Source organism: Marinobacter salinisoli (assembly GCF_017301335.1).
Taxonomy (GTDB): Bacteria; Pseudomonadota; Gammaproteobacteria; order Pseudomonadales; family Oleiphilaceae; genus Marinobacter; species Marinobacter salinisoli.
The window spans coordinates 2223736-2242455 of record NZ_CP071247.1 but is presented as its reverse complement, the minus strand read 5'-3'; the positions used below and the strand labels follow the sequence as shown (position 1 = coordinate 2242455).

General features: G+C 57.8%; 19 protein-coding genes. 15 read left to right on the top strand and 4 right to left on the bottom strand.

All coding sequences use genetic code 11. From position 1 onward, the window contains the following. Positions 1-153: 153 nt before the first annotated feature. Complete coding sequence (dsbD, locus tag LPB19_RS10185) at positions 154-2061, top strand: protein-disulfide reductase DsbD (protein ID WP_206642808.1); 1908 nt, start codon at positions 154-156, stop codon at positions 2059-2061. 7 nt (positions 2062-2068) lie between these two features. On the opposite strand, the gene LPB19_RS10180 is transcribed toward dsbD, so the two are convergent. Further along, positions 2069-2248 carry a sulfurtransferase TusA family protein gene (locus tag LPB19_RS10180; protein ID WP_266097061.1) on the bottom strand — a complete coding sequence of 60 codons (180 nt, stop codon included), beginning with the start codon at positions 2246-2248 and terminating at the stop codon, positions 2069-2071. 146 nt (positions 2249-2394) lie between these two features. Between LPB19_RS10180 and LPB19_RS10175 the strand changes: the two genes are divergently transcribed. Beyond that, on the top strand, positions 2395-2685 hold the full coding sequence (locus tag LPB19_RS10175; protein WP_206642806.1) for an antibiotic biosynthesis monooxygenase family protein: 291 nt from the start codon (positions 2395-2397) through the stop codon (positions 2683-2685). 20 nt (positions 2686-2705) lie between these two features. Here the strand turns inward: LPB19_RS10175 and rlmM are convergent, their stop codons facing one another. Further along, positions 2706-3782: a 23S rRNA (cytidine(2498)-2'-O)-methyltransferase RlmM gene (rlmM, locus tag LPB19_RS10170; protein WP_206642805.1), complete on the bottom strand. Its 1077-nt coding sequence runs from the start codon at positions 3780-3782 to the stop codon at positions 2706-2708. A 117-nt stretch (positions 3783-3899) separates the two neighbouring features. On the opposite strand from rlmM, the gene LPB19_RS10165 reads away from it, so the two are divergent. After that, entirely contained in the window at positions 3900-5747 is a 1848-nt protein-coding gene (locus tag LPB19_RS10165) for a sensor domain-containing diguanylate cyclase (RefSeq protein WP_206642804.1), read from the top strand. On the opposite strand, the gene LPB19_RS10160 is transcribed toward LPB19_RS10165, so the two are convergent. Then, positions 5744-6382 (bottom strand): alpha/beta family hydrolase, encoded by a 639-nt coding sequence (locus LPB19_RS10160; protein WP_323127910.1) that lies wholly within the window; start codon positions 6380-6382, stop codon positions 5744-5746. The two genes, LPB19_RS10165 and LPB19_RS10160, sit on opposite strands and share 4 nt — an antisense overlap. Before the next feature lie 232 nt (positions 6383-6614). Here LPB19_RS10160 and ccoN point away from each other — a divergent pair, with 232 nt between their 5' ends. The 9 genes from ccoN (at position 6615) to LPB19_RS10115 (ending at position 15289) form a co-directional block, all read left to right on the top strand. Continuing rightward, a complete protein-coding gene (gene ccoN, locus LPB19_RS10155) occupies positions 6615-8042 on the top strand; it encodes a cytochrome-c oxidase, cbb3-type subunit I (RefSeq protein WP_206642802.1) in 1428 nt (475 codons plus the stop codon). A 15-nt stretch (positions 8043-8057) separates the two neighbouring features. Next, the gene (gene ccoO, locus LPB19_RS10150) at positions 8058-8669 is read left to right on the top strand and encodes a cytochrome-c oxidase, cbb3-type subunit II (RefSeq protein ID WP_206642801.1); all 612 of its coding nucleotides are present in this window, start codon (positions 8058-8060) and stop codon (positions 8667-8669) included. A gap of 5 nt (positions 8670-8674) precedes the next feature. Next, positions 8675-8860, top strand: a complete 186-nt coding sequence (locus LPB19_RS10145) for a cbb3-type cytochrome oxidase subunit 3 (RefSeq protein WP_206642800.1) — start codon at positions 8675-8677, stop codon at positions 8858-8860. Continuing rightward, on the top strand, positions 8857-9750 hold the full coding sequence (gene ccoP, locus LPB19_RS10140; RefSeq protein WP_206642799.1) for a cytochrome-c oxidase, cbb3-type subunit III: 894 nt from the start codon (positions 8857-8859) through the stop codon (positions 9748-9750). The genes LPB19_RS10145 and ccoP overlap by 4 nt, the downstream gene beginning before the upstream one ends. Positions 9751-9883: 133 nt before the next feature. Continuing rightward, a complete protein-coding gene (ccoG, locus tag LPB19_RS10135) occupies positions 9884-11314 on the top strand; it encodes a cytochrome c oxidase accessory protein CcoG (protein WP_206642798.1) in 1431 nt (476 codons plus the stop codon). A gap of 46 nt (positions 11315-11360) precedes the next feature. Next, positions 11361-11873, top strand: coding sequence for a FixH family protein (locus LPB19_RS10130; RefSeq protein ID WP_206642797.1), 513 nt, complete (start codon positions 11361-11363; stop codon positions 11871-11873). Then, the gene (locus LPB19_RS10125) at positions 11870-14320 is read left to right on the top strand and encodes a heavy metal translocating P-type ATPase (protein WP_206642796.1); all 2451 of its coding nucleotides are present in this window, start codon (positions 11870-11872) and stop codon (positions 14318-14320) included. Before LPB19_RS10130 ends, LPB19_RS10125 begins: the two co-directional genes overlap by 4 nt. A 34-nt stretch (positions 14321-14354) precedes the next feature. Beyond that, positions 14355-14603 carry a cbb3-type cytochrome oxidase assembly protein CcoS gene (gene ccoS, locus LPB19_RS10120; protein ID WP_206642795.1) on the top strand — a complete coding sequence of 83 codons (249 nt, stop codon included), beginning with the start codon at positions 14355-14357 and terminating at the stop codon, positions 14601-14603. Continuing rightward, entirely contained in the window at positions 14600-15289 is a 690-nt protein-coding gene (locus tag LPB19_RS10115) for a sulfite exporter TauE/SafE family protein (RefSeq protein ID WP_206642794.1), read from the top strand. The genes ccoS and LPB19_RS10115 overlap by 4 nt, the downstream gene beginning before the upstream one ends. Before the next feature lie 6 nt (positions 15290-15295). On the opposite strand, the gene ttcA is transcribed toward LPB19_RS10115, so the two are convergent. Continuing rightward, the gene (gene ttcA, locus LPB19_RS10110) at positions 15296-16231 is read right to left on the bottom strand and encodes a tRNA 2-thiocytidine(32) synthetase TtcA (RefSeq protein WP_206642793.1); all 936 of its coding nucleotides are present in this window, start codon (positions 16229-16231) and stop codon (positions 15296-15298) included. A 75-nt stretch (positions 16232-16306) separates the two neighbouring features. Between ttcA and LPB19_RS10105 the strand changes: the two genes are divergently transcribed. From LPB19_RS10105 to LPB19_RS10095, 3 genes are read left to right on the top strand one after another with little or no spacing between them, the layout of a single operon-like run. Beyond that, complete coding sequence (locus tag LPB19_RS10105; protein WP_206642792.1) at positions 16307-16951, top strand: TetR/AcrR family transcriptional regulator; 645 nt, start codon at positions 16307-16309, stop codon at positions 16949-16951. Between the two features lie 19 nt (positions 16952-16970). After that, complete coding sequence (locus LPB19_RS10100) at positions 16971-17645, top strand: DNA-J related domain-containing protein (RefSeq protein ID WP_228289083.1); 675 nt, start codon at positions 16971-16973, stop codon at positions 17643-17645. Between the two features lie 36 nt (positions 17646-17681). Next, the gene (locus LPB19_RS10095; RefSeq protein ID WP_206642791.1) at positions 17682-18713 is read left to right on the top strand and encodes a polysaccharide deacetylase family protein; all 1032 of its coding nucleotides are present in this window, start codon (positions 17682-17684) and stop codon (positions 18711-18713) included. Positions 18714-18720 lie beyond the last annotated feature (7 nt).

Below are 18720 nucleotides of genomic sequence, written 5' to 3'. Positions count from 1 at the left end.
TATTGTGCGGCTTTAAGCCGCTCAATACCAGAGGGAACTTAACCTGTAACCGGTTGTCCCTCGCTGCAAAATCAGGCCACTTTCCAGGCGGCCATTGCATTGGCCAAACCCCAACGGCCAATAAACAGGAACAATGAGGATCCGGAACCCTTTATGACAGCCGTACCCCAGGCACTACGACACTCTTCGTTGACCCCACTTGTGACGCTGCTGGCCGGCCTTCTGATGTTGATGGGGGTATCCACTCCCGCATCGGCCCTCGGCTCAAGCGTCAGCAGTCTATTTGGTTCCGATGACACCGGTTTTCTGCCGGTCGATGAGGCCCTGCCCTTCAGCTTCCGCACAGAAGAACAGGCCGTCGTGCTGTTCTGGGATGTCACGCCGGGGCATTACCTGTATCGCGGCCGGATAAGCATCGACTCGACGGACGACAGCGTAAAGATGGGCACGCCATCCTTTTCACAGGACGGCGAGCGCATCGAAGACGAGTTTTTTGGCGAGGTGGAGGTTTTCTACGATCCCGTGGAAGCCCGCATCCCCGTGACCTTGCCAGCCGGCGTTAGAGAGGCCCAGCTGCAAGTGACCTACCAAGGCTGTGCCAGCGCCGGACTTTGCTACCCGCCGCAAACCCGCGAGGTGTTTTTCTACCCGGGTAAGGGCGTAACGACTGCAACCAGCCAGGCGCCGGACACGCAACTGGGCAACTCCGGTGGCGACGGAACAGTCCGCGACGCAGCGACATTACCTGACACCGAGTCTGCCACCGGGCTTGCCGGCTTTCTCGAAAGCCAGTCGATCGCCGTGATAGCGGCGCTGTTCTTTCTGCTGGGGCTCGGGCTTACGTTCACTCCGTGCGTGCTCCCCATGGTGCCCATCATTTCTTCTCTGGTGTCGCACCGAAACACCCAGACCACCGGCCATGCGCTCGTGCTTTCCTGCAGCTACGTCCTGGGCATGGCGCTGACGTATGCCGCAGCCGGTGTACTCACCGGGCTCGCGGGCGCCAGCTTCAACCTGCAGGCACAATTGCAATCGCCCTGGGTGCTGAGCATTTTTGCCAGCCTGTTCGTGCTCTTCGCGCTCTCTATGTTTGACGTGTTCGAACTTCAGTTACCCCGTTTTATCCGGGAGCCTCTCAATCAGGCCAGCCACCGCATCACCGGCACCCGGGTGTTCAGCCTGTTCGGCATCGGCGCCATTTCAGCCCTTATTGTGTCACCCTGCGTGTCCGCCCCTCTGGCCGGCAGCCTGCTGTACATTTCAACCACACAGGATGCGGTCATCGGCGGTGTCGCCTTGCTTTCTCTGGGGCTCGGGATGGGTGTACCGCTGATTCTTGTGGCCGTTGGCGGCCGGAAATTCCTACCTTCCACCGGTCAGTGGATGACGGCAGTCAAACACCTTTATGGGGTGATGCTGATGGCCGTTGCCATCTGGCTGATAGAGCGCCTCGTTCCCGCATGGCTGGCACTGACACTCTGGGCTTTGCTGGTGGCCATCACCGGTGTGCAGCTGGGAGCCTTTGATGCCGCGAAAGCGGGCTGGGAGCGAACGCGAAAAGGTCTGGGGCTGCTGCTCTTTGCCTACGGCCTGGCACTACTGGCCGGTGCTATGGGCGGTGCGAGTGACCCTCTCAAACCACTTACCCCTTTCACCGCCGCAACCCAGGCAGCGATCGGTAGTAAGGTAGCCGAGCATGCAGGATTCAACCGGGTTGAGTCGCCGGCTGAAATGCAAGCCATACTGAACCAGGCCAGAAACCAGAACCGGCCCGTCATTCTCGATTTCTATGCCGACTGGTGCATCAGTTGCAAGGTAATGGAGCGCAACGTGTTCAGCGATCCCCAGGTGGCCCGGGCGATGTCCGATTTCACGCTGCTTCAGATCGATATGACCGACAACACCACCGCCCAGCAGGCGCTGCTAGACGAACTCGGCCTGTTCGGCCCGCCTGCGATTCTGTTCTTCAACCCTGACGGGCAGGAAATGACGGATCGCAGAGTGCTTGGCGAAATGGATCGTGACCAGTTCCTCAGGCATCTGCAACAACTGGGCAGCTGATTTCGCGTCAGGCCTCGCCCTTGCGAATCAGGTAGGTGAACACACCGTTCTGCTCCTGTTCGCGCACCAGCTCATGACCAAGGAACTGACAGAAACGCGGGATGTCCCGAGTAGTTGAGGGATCCGTTGCCAGCACTCTCAGCAGCTGACCCTCGGCTACATCGTTGATCCGGTTATGAAGCAACATGACCGGCTCGGGACAAACAAGTCCGCGCGCATCCAGTTCGGCGTCGTAGTGGTCAGCTGTCAAGGCAATCTCCTGTTGTTTACCTGATTGTTCAGGGAAATGTGCTAGTTTTTTCATCAAGTAAAGACGAAAAATCGAGGTGATTCATGATCCGGGTACTGATTGAACGTCACATTGCCGAAACCCTTGAATCTGCCTACGAAGAGCGCGCCCGAAAGGTCCTCCAGCAGGCGGTCAGCGCCCCCGGATTTATCTCTGGCGAAACTCTGGCAGACAGCCACGACCCCAATCATCGCATCACCCTGGCGAACTGGCGCTCCGAAGCAGACTGGGATCGCTGGTACCACTCCGATGAACGACGCGAGCTGATGGCTGAACTGGTGCCGATGATGGATCGGGAAGAAACGATTACCGTGTTGGAGCAGAGCGCTATATAAGCCAGTTTTCGGGCATTGATTCAGCCCGTGCGCTCAATGAAACAGGTGATTTCTTCCCGGTCGTGGTACAGGTGCCGGGCCCTGAAATGGAATCCCAGGTTCGCCTCCGCCAAGCCCTGCAAAATCATATCACGACAAATCAGCCATTCCTCGTAACGCTTCTTCATCGGTAATTTCAGGTTGAACACCGTGTAACGGCAGTGCCCAGCGACCAGCCAGTCGACCACCATGCGCGCCGTTTTTCGGGGCTTATCGACAATGTCACACACCATCCAGTCGACCGGGCGCTTGGGCCGCCAGCCGTAACCATCCGCCCTCACGTGTTCGACGTGGCCCGAGGCCATAAGCTCCTCGTTCATGGGCCCGTTATCCACCGCTGCCACCATCATGCCCTGACGCACCAGCTGCCAGGTCCAGCCCCCGGGGGCCGCTCCCAGATCAGCCGCTTTCTTGGCACCACCCAGGTAGTCCAGCTCCTGCTCCGGAGGCAAGAACACCTTCCACGCTTCTTCCAGCTTGAGCGCAGAACGACTCGGCGCTGACGCAGGAAGACGCAGCCGAGGAATGCCGCCGACATACCGGGCGCGGTTATCCTTCAGGCTGATGCCAATCACCACCTCCGAAAAACTGCGCAACAACACCTCGAAGCGTGCGGGTGCGGAGGCGCTCCGGTCGGCGAGCAACAGGCCGGCACCGCGCATTGCCTTCGACAAGGGCGCGACCCACTTGCGGGCGAAATTCCCCAGATCACGATCATCGTTGTTTTCAGGCAGGCGAACTTCTAACCGGGCGCACCCCGGATAGCCACGGCCCAACCCTCGAACAGCCTCGAGAACAGCACCCACCCGGTCCTGCTGAGGCAGTTCGATCCGGTCCAGCACAATCATCCAGTCCCGGACAAACACCAGTGACTGCAAGTCCAGTCGGGACATGAACGTGTCCGCCGAAAACTGGTCCACCAGGGTAAACCAGACTAAGCCTTCGCCTGTTTCCGGCTCAAAAAAGCCAAACATCCCGTGTTCAGCGGACTGGTCCATCAGTTCGCGACCGGCCTCAGCCTCAAATCCCGGTCGGCAAAATGCAAGAATCTGTTCCATGGGATACCCGTCGATTTGCAGGCAGCCTACAACTGCCCAAATTTTTGAAACTATTTAACAGTTAAATGCGCGTACTTTAGTTACACTTTGGCATCGATACGTTTTCGGGGACCAAGGATGTCGTCGGTATTGCGCCTTATCATTGCCTTTGGCCTGTGTTTTCTCCCGGCCAAGGCTCTGCCAAGCACAACCATGCCAGGAACTCACTGCCCTACCCTTGAGGTCAGTGATGGCAAAGCCCGTCAGTCCCTTATGCACTATGTGTGCTACCACACCTCTCCTCCGGGCGATCCGGCATACCAGGCCCAATCCCCAGCCGAATTACCAACTGACCTGACATGGACACCCGCCAGAGGTAACGATCTCGTATTCACCCAGACCGATTCGGTCTACTGGATACAGCTGGACCTGCAAAATTCCGCTGCAAAGACCGGATTCTGGTACCTTCGCCTGAGCTACCCACTTCTGGACGATGTCACTTTCTGGCAATCAGGCGCCAGCGAACATGCCCGAGTCGCTACCGGCGATCGCCACTCGTTTGACTCGCGGCCGGTAGATTACCGGTATTTCCTTCTGCCCGTCACCCTTGAGCAGGGCCAGAGCCGAACGATCACGTTGCGCATCAAGAGTAGTGGCGCACTTAACGTTCCGCTGAGTCTGGTGTCCGCCGATCAGGCGATTGCGCAAAGCAACCGGTTCACCATGACCCACGGCATGTTCTACGGCGCGCTGCTGGTGCTGGCGCTGTTTAACCTGCTGCTGTTTTTAAGCTCCCGCACCATTTATTACTTACACTGCGCGTTCTATATCACCACCATGGGCATGTTCATGTTCGCGATGGGCGGCTTCGCCAACCAGTACCTATGGCCTGACAGCCCGAATCTCGCCAATAACGTCATACCCATCAGCCTGGCATTGTGCGCCCTGGCCATGCTCCTGTTCAGCCGTTCCTTCCTGGAGGCCGGCCAGAACACCTGGGCCGACCGTACCATGACGACGCAAGTCTGGATCTCCGTCGGTTTTCTCAGTTTGACCATGATCCTGCCATACAGCCTGACCATTGCTATGAACACCGTGCTGGGGATTGCGGTTATCTCCAGCATGATGGCCATTGCGGTCGTTCGTTGCCGGCAGGGTTATCAGCCCGCGGTCTGGTACCTGACTGCCTGGGTCGCCATGTTGGCAGGGGTGCTGATATACGCTCTCGCCGCTTTTGGCCATATCACCCACTTCCTGGCCACGGAAGCCATGATGCAAACGGCGGTTGGCGGCCAGGTAGTGCTTCTGAACTACGCCATGGTCCAGCGCTGGCGTCTGCTGAACGAAAAACTGCTGGCCGTTGAGCACAACGCCCGAACCGAACTGGAGTCGAAAGTACATGAGCGCACGGCTCAGCTCAGAAACACCATGAAAGAACTGGAGCAAGCCAACCGACAACTGGCCGTGCTGAGCATGAACGATTCGCTGACCGGTTTGAGCAACCGGCGACACATGGACAACCGGCTGTCAGAACTCCACGCGGAAGCGCTTCGAACCGGTCATCCACTGACGATCGCCCTGATCGATGCGGATCACTTCAAGAAGATCAACGACACCTGGGGCCACAGCTTCGGCGACAACTTCCTGCAAATGATCGCCGAGATTCTGAAGCAACACGTCAAGCGCCCCAGAGACATGGCCGTTCGCTTTGGCGGGGAAGAATTTGCCCTGCTGCTTCCGGACACAGACTGCTCCGGCGCAAAGCGGGTTTGCGAGGCCATCCTCAGTGAAGTTCGGAAATCTCAGCTGGAAACGCCAGAGGGCGGAACCGCTGCCATCACTCTTAGCGCCGGCATCGCCTCACTGGCGCCCGGCGAAAGTACTGCAGATCTGTTCAAGCGAGCCGACAAAGCGCTGTACCAAGCCAAGGCATCCGGACGCGACCGCATCAATCTGGCGGAAAAACCAGTGTTGAGTGAAGCCTAAGACGCGACGATACGTTCGGCAAACCGACCGGCGGCAGTGGCTGCCTCCTTAATGAGCGCGTGCTGGCTGCTCTGTTGCTTCACCGGAGGCTGAAAATCATGGTTGCCGCCTTCAAGCCAGTAAAGCTCCGCTCCTCCCGGAAGCTGGCCTCTGGCCTCGAGCTCCTCACGCTTGCCAAACGGGTCCCGGGTGCCCTGCACCACCAGAAACGGACAGGAAACGTCGGTAAAATGCTCTACCCGCCACCTGTCGAGCTTTCCGGGTGGATGAAACGGGTACCCAAACGCAATCACGCCATCGATTCCGTCACGCTCGGATGCCAGAATGCTGGCCATGCGCCCGCCCATGGACTTGCCTCCCACCAGTAAACGGCAGTCGGCGCCCAGACTCTCCCGAAGTTCATCGACCACACTGGCATAGTATTCCAGCAACTTTGGCTGCCGGTCCGGTGGGCGTTTCCTGCCATCCTGGCGCCGCTTCTGCATGTAGGGAAACTCGAACCGAACGGTGGCCACGTTTTGTTGTGCCAGTGACTCAGAAAGGGCTTCCATGAACAGCGAGTCTGCCGGTGCGCCCGCGCCATGGGCCAGAACGAGCACAGCCTTCAAATCGCGTTCAAAACCCTGTTTTTTCATCCACTCCACAATTTTCACCTTCGCCGTTTGAGGGTCTATCATTACAGGTCACGCAGCGGCCTTTCGCCCTGAAGGCATTCTGCTTTCGAGCCTGTCTCGCCAAGGATGCCATGTTGCTGATTTGCGCGCATTTAACGGGGTTCCGGAGTTGACCTGTGTCATTGCAAAGAGCTAACGGTTTCTCCATACTTGCGCCCGCAGATTCCCTCACTCGAAACCCATTGGTAAGGCTATGAGCACAGTAAATGCAAACCTGACATACAACTATAAGGTGGTGAGACAGTTCGCCATCATGACAGTGGTATGGGGTATTGTAGGAATGGCTATGGGTGTGCTAATTGCAGCGCAACTTTACTGGCCAGCCCTCAACCTCGACCTGCCCTTTACCCACTTCGGCCGACTGAGGCCGTTACACACCAACGCCGTCATCTTCGGCTTTGGTGGATGTGCCTTGTTCGCGACCTCATATTATGTGGTCCAGCGCACCTGTCAGGCACGTCTGATTTCCGATAGCCTGGCCGCCTTTACCTTCTGGGGTTGGCAAGCCATCATTGTTTCTGCTGCCATCACACTGCCGATGGGTTTGACCACATCCAAGGAGTATGCCGAACTGGAGTGGCCGATTGACATCGCCATTGCCGTAGTGTGGGTCACCTACGCACTGGTGTTCTTCGGCACAGTGATGAAGCGCAGTACACCGCACATTTACGTGGCTAACTGGTTCTACGGCGCTTTCATCATCACCGTGGCGTGTCTGCACATCGGTAACAACCTGGCTCTGCCGGCCAGTGCTTTCAAATCTTACTCTGCCTACGCAGGGGTCACGGACGCCATGATGCAGTGGTGGTACGGCCACAACGCCGTTGGTTTCTTCCTGACCGCCGGCTTCCTGGGCATGATGTACTACTTCGTACCCAAGCAGGCGAACCGACCGGTTTACTCCTACCGCCTGTCGATCGTTCACTTCTGGGCGCTGATTGCGACCTACGTGTGGGCCGGCGGCCATCACCTGCACTACTCTGCCCTGCCAGACTGGGCCCAGACCGCGGGCATGGTGATGTCTCTGATTCTGCTCGCGCCTTCCTGGGGCGGCATGATCAACGGCATGATGACTCTGTCCGGTGCATGGCACAAACTCCGCACCGACCCGATCCTGCGTTTCCTGGTGGTTTCCCTGTCCTTCTACGGCATGTCTACGTTTGAAGGTCCGATGATGTCCATCAAGACCGTAAACGCTCTGTCCCACAATACTGACTGGACCATCGGCCACGTACACTCCGGTGCGCTGGGCTGGGTTGCCATGATCAGTATCGGTGCGGTTTACCACCTGATTCCGAAGCTCTGGGGCCTTCAGAGCATGTACAGCACCGCGCTGATCAATGTTCACTTCTGGCTCGCAACCGTCGGTACCGTGCTGTATATCGTTGCCATGTGGGTCAACGGCATCATGCAGGGGCTGATGTGGCGCGCTGTAAACGAAGACGGCTCCCTGACCTACAGTTTTGTTGAGTCCCTCGAAGCGTCATACCCGGGCTACCTGGTTCGTTTCCTTGGTGGCGTTATCTTCCTGAGCGGCATGCTGATCATGGCCTACAACGTTTATATGACCGTTCGCAAAAAGCAGCCGGCCGCCGACAACGCGGCAGCTCAGGCAGCGTAACGGGAGAGATACCAGATGCATAAACACGAAATAGTTGAAAAGAACCTTGGCCTGATGATCGTACTGATCATCCTGGCCATTAGTGGTGGCTTCCTGGTGGAAGTCGTTCCCCTGTTTTTCCTGAAAGAGACCAATGAGCCGATAGAAGGCCTTGAGCCCTATTCCGCTCTGGAACTGGAAGGACGTGACATCTACATCCGTGAAGGGTGCCACGTGTGCCACACACAGCAGATTCGTCCTTTCCGTGCGGAAACCGAGCGCTATGGCCATTACTCCGTTGCGGGCGAGTTTGTGTACGACCGCCCGTTCCTGTGGGGTTCCAAGCGCACCGGGCCGGACCTGGCACGTGTTGGCGGCCGTTATTCCGATGCCTGGCAGCGTCAGCACCTGTACGACCCGCGCAGCGTGGTACCGGAATCCAACATGCCTGCCTTCCCGTGGCTGTTTGAGAATCGCGTAGATCACACCAAGACCGCGGGTAAGCTGGAAACCCTGCAGACCCTCGGCGTGCCCTACACCGATGAACAGATCGCCAATGCGGCTGACGAGGTCAAAGGCAAGTTTGAAATCGAAGCTCTGGTCGCGTACCTGCAACAGCTGGGTACTGTGATTACAGAGAAACGGTGATTCCCATGGATTTGAACGAGTTTCGCGGAATTCACACCCTTGTGGTCATGGCCATCTTCCTTGGTATCGTCTGGTGGGCGTACAGCGCCCACCGCAAAAAGGCCAACGATGAAGCGGCGCACCTGCCCTTTGATGACGAAGACGCGGACCAGCGGACTCTTGATCAGGAAAAAACGGAGAAAAAGCAATGAGTACCTTCTGGAGCATCTGGATCAGCGTGATCGTGCTCGGTACGATTTTCGGCTGCGCGTGGCTGTTGTGGTCGGTTCGAAAGAGCCAGACAAGCGATGTCGAAACCGACCGTACCATGGGTCACTCCTTTGACGGCATTGAGGAATACGACAACCCGATGCCTAAGTGGTGGCTCTACCTGTTCCTCGCCACCTGCATCTTCGGCCTCTGCTATCTGGCCCTCTACCCGGGTCTGGGCAACTGGAAAGGCCTGCTTGGCTGGACCTCCCACAACCAGTGGGAAGCGGAAGTTGCCGAAGCAGATGAAAAGTTTGGTGAGATCTACGCCCAGTACGGCAACACACCGGTGGCAGAACTGGCCAACAACGAAGACGCGCTGAAGATCGGTCAGCGTTTGTTCGCCAACAACTGCGCCGTGTGCCATGGCACAGCCGCTCGCGGCCAGGTCGGTTTCCCGAACCTGACCGACGACGACTGGCTGTATGGCGGCACACCGGATGCAATCCTTGAGACCCTGTACAACGGTCGGATGGGTAACATGCCTGCCAAAGGCGTCATGCCCAACATGACCAACGAACAGGTTGATCAGGTCGTCAATTACGTGCTGAGCTTCAGTGGTCGTGAAAAAGACGCCGACGCAGCAGAAGCCGGCAAAGCCGTCTTCGCTCAGGCCTGCGCTGCGTGCCATGGCGCGGAAGGCAAAGGCATGGAATCGGTGGGTGCCCCCAACCTGACCGACGATGTCTGGCTCTATGGCTCGGACTACGACTGGATCAAGGATACCGTCATCAATGGTCGACAGAACCAGATGCCAGCCCAGAGCGGACGTCTGACCGACGACCAGATTCAGATTCTGGCGGCTTACGTGTACAGCTTGTCCAACGACTGATTGATCCGGCCGGGGCACCGCCCCGGCCTGGTCTTCTCCCGCCTGTATCCGAGCGTGTATCGGGTCCAGACTGGAGCGGATCAGGGCCCCTTCCCCACCTGCACCGCGCTTTGTCTTTCATTGGGAGGTTTTGATGAGCAGTGAGATACCGGTCAAACAGGTTGACCCATCTTCTGACCCCTCCAATAACAACAAAAAGACCGGAAGCGTAGACCTCTACGCCAGTCGCAAGAAGATCTACGTCAAGGAAGTCAAAGGCTTCTTCCAACGCATTCGCAACGTCAGCCTGACCTTGCTGATGGGCATGTATTTTCTGTTCGTCTGGCTTACCCTCGACGGTCAACCACTCATACACTTCGACCTTCCGGCACGGGAATTCCACCTGTATGGCGCGACCTTCTATCCGAAGGACTTCATCCTGTTATCCGGCATGCTCATTATCTGTGCTTTCGGACTGTTCTTTATAACCACTCTTTTCGGACGCGTCTGGTGTGGCTATACCTGCCCGCAAACGGTGTGGACCTTCATTTTCATGTGGGTCGAGGAGCGTATTGAAGGCAGCCGCAACAAGCGCATGAAGCTCGACAAGGCCCCGCTGTCCGGGGAAAAGCTGGCCCGCAAGTCTGCCAAGCACACGGTCTGGGTCTTGATTGCACTGGCCACAGGCCTGACCTTTGTTGGGTACTTCTACCCCATTCGTGAACTGATTGCCGATCTGTTTACCTTTCAGGCCAGTGGCTGGGCGTATTTCTGGGTGTTGTTTTTTACCGTGGCCACCTACCTGAACGCGGGCTGGATGCGGGAGCAGGTGTGCCTGTATATGTGCCCCTACGCACGATTCCAGTCCGTGATGTTTGACCCCAACACCCGGGTGGTCTCCTACGACCCGAATCGGGGCGAGCCGCGAGGGGGGCGAAAGAAAGGCGTCACCCCATCCGAAGCCGGCCTGGGCGATTGCATTGATTGCGGGCAGTGTGTGCAGGTTTGCCCAACCGGCATCGATATTCGCGATGGGCTTCAGTACGAGTGCATTGGCTGTGCCCTGTGTATTGATGCCTGTGACGAGATCATGGAGAAAATGGACTATCCGAAAGGGCTGATTCGCTACACCACTGAGAATGAGCTTGAAGGCCGGACATCCAAACTGCTCCGCCCCCGAACCTTCGGTTACGGCGCCGTGTTGGCGCTCATGATCTCAGCCGTGGTGATCACCATTGCCACCCGGGTTCCGGCACAACTGGATGTGCTTCGCGATCGGGGAGCCCTATACAGCTTCAACGGCCAGGGCCGGGTTGAAAATTCCTACACGCTGAAAATCGCCAACATGACTGAAGTACCGCAAACGTTCAGCCTTTCGGTGCGCGGACTGGAAGACATTCAGATCCTCACCCAGACCTCGCTGACCGTCGAGAGTGGCGAGAACCGCTCACTCCCTACGGTGGTGGATGTCCCGCCCGACTCGGTTGAGGCCAACAACAGCACCATTTATTTCCAGGCCAGGTCTGAAACCGACGCCACATTAGTACTGGAAACCGAAAGCCGGTTTGTCGGTCCAACCCGCTGAGTTTCCAGTTTCAAGATCTCAATGCACTTCCACGAGAACGAGCAATATGTCTGAACAAACTCCGATTGCACCCTGGTATCGCCAGCCATGGTTCTGGTTCCTGACCATCTTCCCGCTGGCCGCCATTATCTGGTGCACCGTGATGATCACCGTGGCCATGAACCTGGAAGACACCATGGTCACCGACGATTATTCCAAACAGGGACGGGGTATTAACTTTGAAATCGCTCGCGATCAGAAGGCCACGGACATGGGTCTTGAAGCAGAGCTGTCGTTCAGTGGCCGGCACGTTGCCCTGACACTGGAGGCTGACCAAGAGGCGGCAAACTTCGATTACCTGATTCTGAATCTGTTCCACCCCACGCTCTCCAAGCATGACCGTACCTTGCAGTTTCGCTCGATTGGCAACGGTAAGTACGAAGGTCAGTTGCTGGAGGACATTGACGGTCGTTGGTATTTCGATCTGCGCGGGCCGGACAACCAGTGGCGCCTGAAAGGTGAAGCCTGGCTTCCGAGTGATTCCCTGAGCATTCAGGCCAAGGGTACTGACCAGGAGTGAGCTCACCGGCGTGCTTCCACTGCGGTGAGCCGGCTATCGGCGAGCCGCCCATAACCCTTGAGCTGGATGGACAACCGCGCAAGTTCTGTTGCCAGGGCTGCAAAGCGGTCTGTGAAACCATCCACGCCGAGGGTCTGACGGGCTTCTACAACTTCCGCACCGAGCCTGCGGTCACGCCTAAACAGCTGACCACATCGGAGCTTGAGCGCATCCGTGAGCTGGACCACCCGCTGATTCAGCAAGCGTTTGTGTCTCCGGTAAAGGGCGGACAGGAAGCACAGCTACTGATTGGCGGCATCACGTGCGCTGCATGCATCTGGCTGCTTGAAAACCACATGAAAAAGCAGCCCGGTGTGCTGTCATTTTCGGTCAACCACAGCACCCAGAGAGCCCGCCTCGTCTGGGCCCAAGACCAGACGCGCCTCAGTGATTTGCTGATTGCCATTCACGAACTTGGCTACACCGCCCGGCCCTATCAGGCCGACGAAGTCGAGCAACAGGTGCGCACGGAACATCGCTCCATGCTGATCCGGCTGGCTCTCGCCGGCATCGGATCGTTTCAAAGCATGATGCTGGCGTTCCCGCTCTACTTCGAGATGGTGAACGACATTTCCCCGCAGTTCATCACCTTCTTTCGATGGTTCAGCCTTCTGATTGCCACGCCCGTTGTGTTTTACAGTGCTGCACCTTTTTTCCGCAATGCACTGCGAGATATGCAGGCCCGACACCTGACCATGGATGTACCTGTGGCCATCGCGATCGGACTGGCTTACCTGGCCAGCGCCTGGGTCACGGTCTTCGGTGGCGAGGAAGTGTATTTTGAGTCGGTTTGCATGTTTACCTTTTTCCTGCTGCTCGGGCGTTATGTGGAAGTCCGGGCCCGCTTCAGGGCCGGCCTGACCGGCAACGCGCTCGCCGGTTTCCAGCCCACCGTGGCTACTCGCGTTGTTAACGGCGAGGCCAGCGTGGTTCCGGCGCACGAAATACAGCCCGGTGAAACCGTTCGCATACGGCCCGGGGAAACCCTGCCGGTCGACGGTGTGATTGTCAGCGGCCAGTCCACCCTCAACGAGGCCGCGCTGACGGGTGAATACCTGCCGGAGACTCGGATTGCGGGAGACACGGTTCATGCGGGCAGCATCAACGGCGAAAACCCGATCGATGTTGAAGTAAGCCGCTCGGGCTCCCAAACCCGACTTTCCGGCATTCTCAGGGTTCTTGACCGGGTTCAGTCCGAAAAACCGCCGGTGGCCCGCATGGCGGATGAGATGGCAGGCAAATTCGTCGGGCGCGTTCTCATTTTGGCCCCGGTGGTCTGGATTGGCTGGTGGCTGGCCGGCGCAGACAACGCTTTCGACATTACCCTGTCCGTCCTCGTCGTAACTTGCCCGTGCGCCCTGTCGCTGGCAACACCAACCGCCATCACCGCTGCCACCATGAAGCTACGGCGCCTGGGCTTTCTGCCAACCCGTGGACACACGCTGGAATTCATGAACGCCATCGACACGGTGATATTCGACAAAACCGGCACCTTGACCGAAGGCCAGCTCAGACTTGCCTCGATACGGGTGATGGGAAGCCAGAGTGAATCCAGCTGCCTGAAGCTGGCAGCCGGGCTTGAGCAGCATTCCGAGCACCCCATCGCACGGGTTTTCCACGACCGGGCAGGCGCCCACGTGACTGGCGTCCAGAACCACCTCGGTGGCGGGCTTTCAGGCACGCAAGGCGATCTCGCGCTGTTCATCGGCCACAAAGATTTTGTGCAATCCCAAACTGGCCTGCCCAGCCCAGATATTGGCGAGTCACAGGGTATGGAAATCTGGCTGGCCTCCGAGAACGAATGGCTGGCCTGCTTCCGGCTGGACGATCAGCCCAGAGACGACGCGCAGCAAGCCATCAAAGCCCTGAAGAGCCTTGGCATTCGAATTGTGCTGCTCAGTGGTGACCGATCGAGCCATGTACAGCACGTGGCCAATACCCTCGGTATTGACGAAGCGATTGGCCAGGCATCGCCCGAGCGGAAACTCGAGGTGCTGCGGGATCTGACTGACCAGGGCCATAAGGTTATGATGGTCGGGGACGGAATCAATGACCTCCCCTCAATGGCAGGCGCGGGCATTTCAGTTGCCATGGGCTCGGCCGCGGATCTCACCCAGTTGCACGCGGATGCCGTTTTGCTGAACGGCCAACTGAGGCAAGTCGCCGAAGCAATCAAAACCAGCCAGAATACGCGCAAGGTCATTCGGCAGAACCTTATCTGGGCACTGGTTTACAACGTGACGGCGCTGCCCCTGGCCGCCGCCGGTCTTGTCCCGCCCTGGCTGGCGGCCCTCGGCATGTCCGCCAGCTCGCTGGTGGTGGTACTGAACACCCTGCGCCTGGCCCGGTCACCGGCCAATCAGCCCCCGGAGTCCAGTACCAGAGTTGGCGCACAGCTTGTGTCCTGATACCTTAGCCGGATAGCGTCCAAGAGGTTAGCTCGTGCAGATAGTCCTTATTCTCGTTCCCCTGGTGCTGCTTGTGGTGGCCATCGGAATCCTGCTTTTTTCCTGGGCGGTGAAGAGCGGGCAGTACGATGACCTTGAAGGCCCCGCACACCGCATCCTCTACGACGACGATGAGGACCGTATTCCCGACGAGGCCCGCGTCGACAAGCCATCGTCCGGGTCAGCGGCCAGCGCCGGTGACAACGCCCCCCCAGAAAAATCGGACACGCGACAAGGCGAATGAGCCCGGAGCTTTTCCTCAGTTACCCCAGTGCGTTTCTGATCGGGCTGCTTGGCAGCGCCCATTGCCTTGGTATGTGCGGAGGTATCAGTGCATCGCTCTCCATGGCACTGCCGGTTGGGCCGGGCTTTCGTGGTCGCCAAACCCTGATGCTGCTCGCGTTTAACGGCGGTCGTATAGCCAGCTATGCACTGATTGCGGCGCTGATCGCCCTGGTGAGCACATCGGCCGCCGAGCATTGGTCGCAGCTTGCTCCCCTGCTCCGAACCCTGGCAGGTGTTCTGCTGATACTGATGGGTTTATCAATGGGGCAATGGTGGCAAGGGATCCGATATATCGAGCGCGTGGGCGCACCAGTATGGAAAGGCCTGTCGCCACTCACACGGAGCCTCCTGCCCGTGCACCAGGCCCGACAGGCCCTCGCGCTTGGCGCGCTCTGGGGCTGGTTGCCCTGCGGCCTGATCTACAGCACGCTGGGCTGGGCCGCACTGCAGCCCTCGGTGGGTTCGGCCGCATTGACCATGGTGTTTTTCGGGCTGGGCACCCTTCCCTCCATGCTGGCGACGGGCTACGCCGCCGGATGGATCAAAGAACTGCAGGGGCGCACCGGCCTGCGCCAGGCCGCGGGCGTTTTTCTGGTTGTTTTCGGCCTGTGGACCCTACCGATTCCCTGGTTTGCAGGCCACTGATCCCGGCTAAATGTTGAGCACATCCAGACGCCCGAAATCGGACGTTTCGCTTCCATCAACACTTTCGCTTCCATCAACACTTTGAACCGCCGCCTGGCGCTTGCCGCCCAATCGTTTACCCTCACGGAAATCGTACAGATCGTTATCTGCCAGGTGCGAGGGTTCTACGTTGCACAGTGCACGGAACATGGTTTCCAGCCTTCCGGGATGCTGCTTGTCCCAGGTCTGGAACATCTCCTTGATCACCTGCCGCTGCAGGTTTTCCTGAGAGCCGCACAAGTTACAAGGAATAATCGGAAATTGCCGCAGGGCCGCATAACGGGCGATATCCTTCTCACGGGCGTACGCCAGAGGCCGAATAACCGTGTTCCGGCCATCATCGCTATGCAGGACCGGAGGCATGGATTTGAGCTTTCCGCCGTAGAACATATTCAGGAACAGGGTTTCCAGAAGGTCATCGCGGTGATGGCCCAGGGCAATCTTGGTAACCCCGTGCTCCTCGGCAAAATTATAGAGAATTCCGCGACGTAGACGAGAACAAAGGCCGCAGGTGGTCTTCCCTTCGGGCACTTTTTCCTTAACAATACTGTAGGTGTCTTTCTCGATGATGTGGTATTCGATTCCCAGCGTTTCCAGATACCCTGGCAAGACGTCTTCCGGAAATCCCGGCTGTTTCTGGTCGAGGTTTACGGCGATGAGCTCGAAGGAGACCGGCGCGCTTTTTTGCAGGTTCAGCAGAATGTCCAGCATGGCATAGGAATCCTTGCCTCCAGACAGACAACACATGACTTTGTCGCCGGCCTCAATCATCGAGAAATCGGCAATGGCCTGCCCCATCTCGCGGCGCAGACGCTTTTGAAGTTTGTTGAGCTCCAGCTTTTGTCGGCGCTCCAGCTCGGAGCCCTGCGTAGTTTCGGGACTGGCAATCATTGCTTTGGACATACCCAATAGATTCAGAATTTGACGAGCGACGGATTATACTCGTCACAAGGATGCAGTGACATACAGGAAAACAACATGGATATGTTGCCAGTAAGCAGGAAGCTGCCAGGGAAGCGGGAGCTGAACCGGATTCGAAACAGAAAAGCCATTCTGAATGCCGCTCGGGAGTGCTTCAGCGAGCTTGGCTACGATAATGCCACCATTCGGGATATCATCAAACGCACCCAGCTCGCCGCCGGCACTTTCTACAATTACTTTGCGAGCAAACAGGACATTTTCGTCGCCCTGCTGACTGATTTCCTGTCCCAGATGAACCGGGATCTCACCCACAGCCGACGCTCCGCCGACACCACCATAGACTTTATCCACCAGGCTTACCTGGCGCTTTATTCCGCCACAGCCAGAGACCCTCTCATTTACGAACTCGCCCATAAGAACGACCAGGCACTGCAAAAGCTGTTCGGCTCCGGACTGCTCAGGCTGAGCATGTTGTCGCTGGAAGAAGATGTTCGCGAAGCCAAGGAGCGAGGCCTACTCCCCGATGTTGATACCGAGTACCTGTGTGCCGCCTTTTTTGGTGTTGCCTACGAGCTGAGCCTGAAAGTGGCCAGGCGGGCGCATCAGAAACCGGAAGCCGGGGAGGCCGAAGCGCAACGAGCCGCCCAATTCTCGACGGCTCTTTTCCTGGGAGGTATTCCGGAATTAACCAAGGTTCCCTGACGAGCCCAAGTGCCCTAACATGGGCGCCATGAACGAACCCTGCCAGCTCACAACATGCCGCGCTACTAGAACGAGCGCTCAGCATCACGCACTGGAACAGCAGATTCAGCACCTGATGGTGGCGGTCGAACACGAATTACGACAGGCGCCAGAGGGACTGAGCGAACTGTACCTGCTCAAAGCCCTTCAGGCCGAGCCCTGGAAACTCTTTGGCGAGATCAGTTTCAGTGAACCGGAAAAACTGTATCCGGTTCATTTTTTGCTGTTCCATGTCCTATATCGACTGCGTGACACTCTGTCTGGAGCGGGCTTAGCTCTGGAAATATCACCGCTGACGATCCGGCTGGAACTCTGTCCAGTGGTGAGTTCAACCGGGCTGCCGCAGGGTAACGACAAGCTGCGTGCGTTCTATCTGGATCTGTCCCATTACCAGCTTGATGACGCCGTCATCCTTCAGATGATGGATAATTTCTGGGCGGGACAATCGGGCACCGCCCCGGCAGAAGCTGACGTCCGGGAAGCGTCCGAGCTTCTGGGCTTTGACTCCATTCCGCAAACCTTTGCCGAGGTGAAGCAGCGTTTCCGCAGAGCCGTCATGCAGGCCCACCCTGATCGTGGCGGAGACACCGGGGAAATCCAGCGGCTGAACCAGGCATTCGCCGTTTTCAAAAACCATTTCAAGCTCGCCAACTGATCAAGCTCCATTGCTCAGCCAATTCGAGGAAGCTCCATGTCCCTTCGATCGATTTCTCAACGCATCCTGTTTTCCGGATCTCTACTGATTTCACCCTATCTGGCGGCGGATCTTGTGGTCCTTCAGTATCACCACGTCAGCGATCGCACACCTCCTGCCACCAGCACCTCGGTTGCGCTCTTTGACGCTCAAATGGACATGATCTCGCGTCTGGAGATGACGGTCGTGCCTTTAGAGGAGGGCACCCGGGATGCCCTTTCAGGCAGTCTGGGTGAACAAAATCAAATCGCCCTGAGTTTTGATGACGCCTACGAGTCCGTTTATACCAATGCCGCCCCAATCCTGTCGGCACACGGCTATCCGTTCACCATATTCGTGAACACCAATGCTGTAGGCTCACCTGGCTACATGACCTGGGAACAGCTGGAGGATCTGGCCGCCAATGACCAGGTGACGCTGGCCAATCACAGCACCGACCACGGCCATCTTGCCCGCAGACCGGATGAACCGAAGGCCACATGGCGCCAACGTATCGAAGTCAGCCTGGATCAGGCGCAAGAAACACTGGCGACTGAGCTTGGTACCACCGAACCGCTGTTCGCCTACCCCTATGGAGAATTCGATCAGGCACTGGAAAAGGAAATTGCGCACAGGGGTTGGTTTGGCTATGGGCAACAGTCCGGAGCCATTGGCCCCGCGTCATCATCCACGCGCCTGCCACGATTTCCCATGGCTGATGCCTATGGCCAGTTGAACGGGCTGAAAGACAAATTGATGAGTCGAGCGCTTCCGGTGCCTGCCGATCAGCTCCCTGACGGAGTGATCGGCCAGAACCCGCCCGCACTGACATTCGACCTGCCGCCATCCATCAGCGCCGATCGCTTGAACTGCTTTGCTTCGGGGATGGGAAGGATCGATTTCGAGGTGAAAAATGGCCGGGCGAAAATTCAGGCGCCCAGGGCTTTTAACAGCCGGCGGTTCCGATACAACTGCACTCACCCGGCGGGAAACGGCCGCTTTTACTGGTTATCGCAGCAATGGCTGGACCTCAGCAAACCCGAGGATTAACCGGGTT

Excerpts from the sequence above, each read along its gene's own strand:
- LPB19_RS10100 (WP_228289083.1), top strand. The coding sequence starts at position 16,971 with ATGGGCGCCATGAACGAACCCTGCCAGCTCACAACATGCCGCGCTACT.
- LPB19_RS10145 (WP_206642800.1), top strand. The coding sequence starts at position 8,675 with ATGGATTTGAACGAGTTTCGCGGAATTCACACCCTTGTGGTCATGGCC.
- ccoG (WP_206642798.1), top strand. The coding sequence starts at position 9,884 with ATGAGCAGTGAGATACCGGTCAAACAGGTTGACCCATCTTCTGACCCC.
- LPB19_RS10165 (WP_206642804.1), top strand. The coding sequence starts at position 3,900 with ATGTCGTCGGTATTGCGCCTTATCATTGCCTTTGGCCTGTGTTTTCTC.
- LPB19_RS10175 (WP_206642806.1), top strand. The coding sequence starts at position 2,395 with ATGATCCGGGTACTGATTGAACGTCACATTGCCGAAACCCTTGAATCT.
- LPB19_RS10180 (WP_266097061.1), bottom strand. The coding sequence starts at position 2,248 with ATGTTGCTTCATAACCGGATCAACGATGTAGCCGAGGGTCAGCTGCTG.
- ccoP (WP_206642799.1), top strand. The coding sequence starts at position 8,857 with ATGAGTACCTTCTGGAGCATCTGGATCAGCGTGATCGTGCTCGGTACG.
- LPB19_RS10115 (WP_206642794.1), top strand. The coding sequence starts at position 14,600 with ATGAGCCCGGAGCTTTTCCTCAGTTACCCCAGTGCGTTTCTGATCGGG.
- ttcA (WP_206642793.1), bottom strand. The coding sequence starts at position 16,231 with ATGTCCAAAGCAATGATTGCCAGTCCCGAAACTACGCAGGGCTCCGAG.
- ccoN (WP_206642802.1), top strand. The coding sequence starts at position 6,615 with ATGAGCACAGTAAATGCAAACCTGACATACAACTATAAGGTGGTGAGA.
- dsbD (WP_206642808.1), top strand. The coding sequence starts at position 154 with ATGACAGCCGTACCCCAGGCACTACGACACTCTTCGTTGACCCCACTT.
- LPB19_RS10105 (WP_206642792.1), top strand. The coding sequence starts at position 16,307 with ATGGATATGTTGCCAGTAAGCAGGAAGCTGCCAGGGAAGCGGGAGCTG.
- LPB19_RS10160 (WP_323127910.1), bottom strand. The coding sequence starts at position 6,382 with ATGAAAAAACAGGGTTTTGAACGCGATTTGAAGGCTGTGCTCGTTCTG.
- LPB19_RS10095 (WP_206642791.1), top strand. The coding sequence starts at position 17,682 with ATGTCCCTTCGATCGATTTCTCAACGCATCCTGTTTTCCGGATCTCTA.
- rlmM (WP_206642805.1), bottom strand. The coding sequence starts at position 3,782 with ATGGAACAGATTCTTGCATTTTGCCGACCGGGATTTGAGGCTGAGGCC.
- ccoO (WP_206642801.1), top strand. The coding sequence starts at position 8,058 with ATGCATAAACACGAAATAGTTGAAAAGAACCTTGGCCTGATGATCGTA.
- LPB19_RS10130 (WP_206642797.1), top strand. The coding sequence starts at position 11,361 with ATGTCTGAACAAACTCCGATTGCACCCTGGTATCGCCAGCCATGGTTC.